The organism is Streptomyces zinciresistens K42 (genome assembly GCF_000225525.1).
GTDB classification, from domain to species: Bacteria; Actinomycetota; Actinomycetes; order Streptomycetales; family Streptomycetaceae; genus Streptomyces; species Streptomyces zinciresistens.
In genome coordinates this window covers 1-6330 of sequence record NZ_AGBF01000282.1, presented here as the reverse complement: position 1 = coordinate 6330, position 6330 = coordinate 1, and the positions used below count along the sequence as shown (strand labels likewise).

At 72.7% G+C, this 6330-nt stretch carries 3 protein-coding genes and 1 pseudogene; 2 read left to right on the top strand and 2 right to left on the bottom strand.

From position 1 onward, the window contains the following. Positions 1-204 (bottom strand): annotated as a pseudogene (locus SZN_RS42080) (hypothetical protein); the annotation flags it as partial. A 271-nt stretch (positions 205-475) separates the two neighbouring features. Beyond that, on the bottom strand, positions 476-3202 hold the full coding sequence (polA, locus tag SZN_RS34485; protein ID WP_007504396.1) for a DNA polymerase I: 2727 nt from the start codon (positions 3200-3202) through the stop codon (positions 476-478). Between the two features lie 148 nt (positions 3203-3350). On the opposite strand from polA, the gene SZN_RS34480 reads away from it, so the two are divergent. Together SZN_RS34480 and SZN_RS34475 are read left to right on the top strand one after the other, a co-directional pair. After that, a complete protein-coding gene (locus SZN_RS34480; protein WP_007504395.1) occupies positions 3351-5630 on the top strand; it encodes an FdhF/YdeP family oxidoreductase in 2280 nt (759 codons plus the stop codon). A 70-nt stretch (positions 5631-5700) separates the two neighbouring features. Next, a complete protein-coding gene (locus SZN_RS34475) occupies positions 5701-6189 on the top strand; it encodes a hotdog fold thioesterase (RefSeq protein WP_007504393.1) in 489 nt (162 codons plus the stop codon). Positions 6190-6330: the final 141 nt, after the last annotated feature.

Sequence of the window (6330 nt, the reverse complement as noted above, 5' to 3'; positions counted from 1 at the left end):
ACCGGGACGCTGCGGGAGCGGGCTGCGCGGGGCGGCTGCCGTCGGGCGCGGGGGGTGGCCGGGGTCGGCGGGGATGCGGGCGGTGCTCGCGTCGGGGGCGACGACCGGGACCGGTGTGCGCCCGGGGCGCGGGGGGTGGCCGGTGCGTGGCTGCCCGGGGGGCGGGGCGGGGGCCGTCCGGCGGTGGGGCGTGCGTATACCCATGTCCGCATCCTTGCGGGCGGTGGGGGTGGGGGGCGGATTTGTGGGGGCCACCCGGGTGACGGGGCCCTCCGGGGGTGACGGGGCTCTCCGGGGTTGCGGGAGGGGGTGGGGGTGACGTGGTGGTGCGGGTGCGGGCGGGGTGTGGTTGCTCGCGCCCCTGGGGGGAGTGCGGGAAGTCCGGCCCGTGTGGCCGGGCGTGACCGGGTGCGCGGTCCCCCGCGCCCCCGGGCCGGTGGGGGTGCGGGGGCGGGTCGTGTGTTCCGCGGTGGGGTCAGTGGGCTGCTGATTCCCAGTTCTGGCCGGCGCCGACCGAGACGCCGAGGGGGACCCTCAGGTGGACGGCGTCGGACATCTCGCGGCGGACCAGTTCCTCCGCGGCCTCGCGCTCGCCCGGGGCGATCTCCAGGACGATTTCGTCATGGACCTGGAGCAGCATGCGGGAGCTGAGGCCGGCCTCGCGCAGCGCGCGGTCCACGTGGAGCATGGCGATCTTGACGATGTCCGCCGCGGTGCCCTGGATGGGGGCGTTGAGGGCCATGCGTTCGGCCGCCTCGCGGCGCTGGCGGTTGTCGCTGTTGAGGTCCGGGAGGTAGCGGCGGCGGCCGAAGAGCGTCGCCGTGTAGCCCGTCGCCCGCGCCTCGTCGACCGCGCGGCGCAGATAGTCCCGTACGCCGCCGAAGCGCTCGAAGTAGGCGTCCATCAGGGTGCGGGCCTCGGCCGCCTCGATGTTCAGCTGCTGGGAGAGGCCGAAGGCCGACAGCCCGTAGGCCAGCCCGTAGGACATCGCCTTGATCTTGCGGCGCATCTCCGCGTCGACCGCGGCGGGCTCGACCGCGAACACGCGCGAGGCGGCCGTGGTGTGCAGGTCCTCGCCCGAGGTGAACGCCTCGATCAGGCCCTCGTCCTCGGACAGGTGGGCCATGACGCGCAGTTCGATCTGGCTGTAGTCGGCCGTCATGAGGGACTCGAAGCCCTCGCCGACCACGAAGCCCCGGCGGATCGCCCTGCCCTCGTCGGTGCGCACCGGGATGTTCTGGAGGTTGGGGTCGGTCGAGGAGAGCCGGCCCGTCGCGGCGACCGTCTGATTGAACGTGGTGTGGATACGGCCGTCCGCCGCGACGGTCTTGATCAGGCCCTCGACGGTGACGCGCAGCTTCGCCTGCTCGCGGTGGCGGAGCATGATGACCGGCAGTTCGTTGTCGGTCTGGGTGGCGAGCCACGCCAGCGCGTCGGCGTCGGTGGTGTACCCGGTCTTCGTCTTCTTGGTCCTGGGCAGGGCGAGTTCGCCGAAGAGGACTTCCTGGAGCTGCTTGGGCGAGCCCAGGTTGAACTCGTGCCCGGCGGCGGCGTGCGCCTCCTTCACGGCCTGCTGGACGGCGCCCGCGAACATCTGCTCCATGGCCTCCAGATGGGCGCGGTCCGCGGCGATACCGTGCCGCTCCATCCGGGCCAGCAGGGCGGACGTCGGCAGCTCCATGTCCCGCAGCAGCTCCGCGGCGCCGACCTCCTGGAGGCGGGCCTCGAAGACCTCCCCCAGGTCGAGGACGGCGCGGGCCTGGATCATCAGCGCCTCGGCCTCGGCGCCCTCGTCCGCGCCGAAGGCCAGCTGGCCGTCGGCCGCGGCGGCGGGGGCCAGCTCGCGGTGCAGGTACTCCAGGCTGAGCGCGTCCAGGTCGAAGGAGCGGCGGCCGGGCTTGACCAGGTAGGCGGCGAGCGCGGTGTCCATGCGCACGCCCTCGATGCTCCAGCCGTGCTCGGCGAAGACCCGCATCGCGCCCTTGGCGCTGTGGAGGACCTTGGGGCGGGCGGCGTCGGCCAGCCAGCCCGCGAACGCCCGCTCGTCGGCCTCGTCGAGCTGGGCCGGGTCGAACCAGGCGGCGGCGCTGTCGCCCGCGGCGAGCGCGATCTCGGCGACCGAGCCGGCGCCCAGGGCCCAGGTGCCGACCGTCGCCACGCCGAGGACGTCGCCGGCGTGGCCGCTGAGCCAGGGGGCCAGCTCGCCGGTGCCGAGCACCGAGCCGTCCAGCTCCACGCCCTCGGTCGAGACGGGGGTGGTCTCCGCCTCCTCGGACCCGGGGTCGACGCCGAAGAGCCGCTCGCGCAGCGAGGGGTTCCTGATCTCCAGCGTGTCCAGGATCATCGCGACGGCCTTGCGGTCGTACGGCTCGCGCGCCAGGTCGGTGACCGTCTTCGGCAGCTCGACCGCGCGCTCCAGCTCGGTCAGCCGGCGGTTCAGCCTGACCGCCTCCAGGTGCTCGCGCAGGTTCTGGCCGGCCTTGCCCTTGACCTCCTCGGCGCGCTCGACCAGGTCGGCGAAGGAGCCGAACTGGTTGATCCACTTGGCGGCGGTCTTCTCGCCGACCCCGGGGATGCCGGGCAGGTTGTCGGAGGGGTCGCCGCGCAGGGCCGCGAAGTCGGGGTACTGCGCGGGCGTCAGGCCGTACTTCTCGAAGACCTTCTCCGGGGTGAAGCGGGTCAGCTCGGAGACGCCCTTCGTCGGATAGAGGACCGTGGTGTGCTCGCTGACGAGCTGGAAGGAGTCGCGGTCGCCGGTGACGATCAGCACCTCGAAGCCGTCGGCCTCGGCCTGGGTGGCGAGGGTGGCGATGACGTCGTCGGCCTCGAAGCCGTCGACGGCGAAGCGGGAGACGTGCATCGCGTCGAGCAGCTCGCCGATCAGCTCGACCTGGCCCTTGAACTCGTCCGGGGTCTTGGAGCGGTTCGCCTTGTACTCCGCGAACTCCGCGGAGCGCCAGGTCTTGCGGGACACGTCGAAGGCCACGGCGAAGTGGGTGGGCGCCTCATCACGCAGCGTGTTGGCCAGCATCGACGCGAAGCCGTAGATCGCGTTGGTGGGCTGGCCCGTCGCCGTCGTGAAGTTCTCCGCGGGCAGCGCGAAGAACGCGCGGTAGGCCAGTGAGTGCCCGTCCATGAGCATCAGGCGGGGCCGGCCGCCGCCGGAGGTGCTGTCGGTCTTCTTCGATGCTGTCTCTGCCACGCCCCCGATCCTGCCACGCCCCACTGACAGTCGGCCCCCACCGGGCTGCGCGGCCGGGACGGCGGCGCGCACCCCCCACCCCCGAGACCCGTACCGCGTGCGAGGATCGAAGACGTACCTCACACATGTGCGCGAAGGAGAGTGTGCGATGGCCAGCAAGCCGCCCCAGGGTGACCCGGTCCAGGACGCGCCCGAGGTGGCGGAGCCCCAGCACGCGGCGGCGGGCCTGCCCGCGGTCGGGCACACCCTGCGGATCGCGCAGCGGCAGATGGGTGTGAAGCGCACCGCGCTGACCCTGCTCAGGGTCAACCAGAAGGACGGCTTCGACTGCCCCGGCTGCGCCTGGCCGGAGGCCGAGCACCGGCACAAGGCGGAGTTCTGCGAGAACGGCGCGAAGGCGGTCGCCGAGGAGGCCACGCTGCGCCGGGTCACCCCTGAGTTCTTCGCCGCGCACTCCGTCGCCGACCTCGCGACCCGCAGCGGCTACTGGCTGGGGCAGCAGGGCCGGCTCACCCACCCCGTGCACCTGCCCGAGGGCGGCACGCACTACGAGCCGGTGAGCTGGGAGCGGGCCTTCGACATGATCGCCGAGGACATAGCCGCGCTCGGCTCCCCCGACGAGGCCGTCTTCTACACGTCGGGCCGCACGAGCAACGAGGCGGCGTTCCTCTACCAGCTCTTCGCGCGCGAGCTCGGCACGAACAACCTGCCGGACTGCTCGAACATGTGCCACGAGTCGTCCGGGTCGGCGCTGTCGGAGACCATCGGCGTCGGCAAGGGCAGCGTGCTGCTGGACGACCTCCACCAGGCCGAGCTGATCATCGTCGCCGGCCAGAACCCGGGCACGAACCATCCGCGCATGCTCTCCGCCCTGGAGAAGGCCAAGGCCAACGGGGCGAGGATCATCACCGTCAACCCGCTGCCCGAGGCGGGACTGGAGCGGTTCAAGAACCCGCAGACCGCGCAGGGCATGCTCAAGGGCGCCGCGCTGACCGATCTGTTCCTGCAGATCCGCCTCGGCGGCGACCAGGCCCTCTTCCGCCTCCTCAACAAGCTGATACTGGAGACGGAGGGCGCCGTCGACGAGGCGTTCGTGCGGGAACACACCCACGGATTCGAGGAGTTCGCCGAGGCGGCCCGCGCGGCGGACTGGGACGAGACGCTGACGGCGACCGGCCTCACGCGCGCGGACATCGACAAGGCCCTGTCGATGGTCCTGGCCTCCCGGCGCACCATCGTGTGCTGGGCGATGGGCCTCACCCAGCACAAGCACTCGGTGCCCACGATCCGCGAGGTCGTCAACTTCCTTCTGCTGCGCGGCGACATCGGCCGCCCCGGCTCGGGCGTGTGCCCCGTGCGCGGCCACTCCAACGTGCAGGGCGACCGCACGATGGGCATCTTCGAGCGGCCCGCGCCGGCCTTCCTGGACGCCCTGGAGCGGGAGTTCGGGTTCGCCCCGCCGCGCGAGCACGGCTTCGACGTCGTACGGGCGATCCGCGCCCTGCGCGACGGCGAGGCGAAGGTGTTCTTCGCGATGGGCGGCAACTTCGTGGCCGCCACGCCCGACACGGACGTCACCGAGGCGGCGATGCGGCGCGCCCGGCTGACCGTGCACGTGTCGACGAAGCTCAACCGCAGCCACGCCGTGACGGGCGCCCGCGCGCTGATCCTGCCCACGCTCGGCCGCACCGAGCGCGATCTCCAGGGCGGCGGGGAGCAGTTCGTGACCGTCGAGGACTCCATGGGCATGGTGCACGCCTCCCGTGGCCGCCTGGAACCCGCGAGCACGCACCTGCTGTCGGAGCCGGCCATCGTGTGCCGCCTCGCGCGCCGGGTGCTGGGCGAGGAGAGCCGCACGCCCTGGGAGGAGTTCGAGAAGGACTACGCCACGGTCCGCGACCGCATCGCCCGGGTGATACCGGGCTTCGAGGACTTCAACGCGCGCGTGGCCCGCCCCGGCGGCTTCACGCTCCCGCACGCCCCGCGCGACGAGCGGCGCTTCCCCACCGCGACCGGCAAGGCCAACTTCACGGCGGCGCCCGTCGAGTACCCCGAACTGCCCGAGGGCCGCCTGCTGTTGCAGACGCTGCGCTCGCACGACCAGTACAACACCACGATCTACGGCCTCGACGACCGCTACCGCGGCATCCGCAACGGCCGCCGGGTCGTCCTGGTCAACCCCGAGGACGCCGAGCGCCTCGGCGTCGCCGACGGCTCCTACGTCGACCTGGTCGGCGAGTGGCGGGACGGCGTCGAGCGGCGGGCCCCCGGCTTCCGCGTCGTGCACTACCCGACTGCCAGGGGATGCGCGGCGGCCTACTACCCGGAGACCAACGTACTCGTCCCGCTGGACGCCACCGCGGACACCAGCAACACCCCGGCCAGCAAGTCCGTCGTCGTGCGTCTGGAACAATCGGCGACCGACTGAGCGTTTGCTCAGCCGACGTCATCCCGCTGATCACGGCAGCGGGTGATCACGACGAACGGAGCCGGGCCCCATGGGCGAGCAGCAGCACGTGAAGTTCCCGCACGAGGTCGTCGAGGAGTACGCCGCGCTCGGCGTCGACCTCCAGGCCCTGTTCTCGGCCGGCGACCTGGGCGCCCGTATGGGCGTGCAGATCGTGGAGGCGTCCGCCGAGCGGGTCGTCGGCACCATGCCGGTGGAGGGCAACACCCAGCCCTACGGCCTGCTGCACGGCGGCGCCTCGGCGGTGCTGGCGGAGACCCTCGGCTCGGTCGGGTCGATGCTGCACGGCGGCACCTCCAGGATCGCGGTCGGTGTGGACCTCAACTGCACCCACCACCGCGGCGCGAGCTCGGGCACGGTCACCGGCGTGGCGACACCGCTGCACCGGGGGCGCTCCACGGCCACGTACGAGATCGTCATCAGCGACGAGCAGGGGCGGCGCGTGTGCACCGCGCGGCTGACCTGCATGCTGAGGGACGTCGACCCGGGCGATGTGGAGCGCGTCCGCCCCGCGCGGTGACCGCGGTCGCCGCGGCGGCGCGGTGACCCGTCGACCCGGCGACCGGCAACAGCCCTTTTTTCGCGGGCAGTTGAACCCGGGCGCCCGGCGGGCATAGCGTCGGGGCATGACTGTGGCTGGAGCGCGCCGCACGGGAGCCGC

Coding starts and splice junctions, on each gene's coding strand:
- SZN_RS34480 (WP_007504395.1), top strand. CDS start 3,351: ATGGCCAGCAAGCCGCCCCAGGGTGACCCGGTCCAGGACGCGCCCGAG.
- SZN_RS34475 (WP_007504393.1), top strand. CDS start 5,701: ATGGGCGAGCAGCAGCACGTGAAGTTCCCGCACGAGGTCGTCGAGGAG.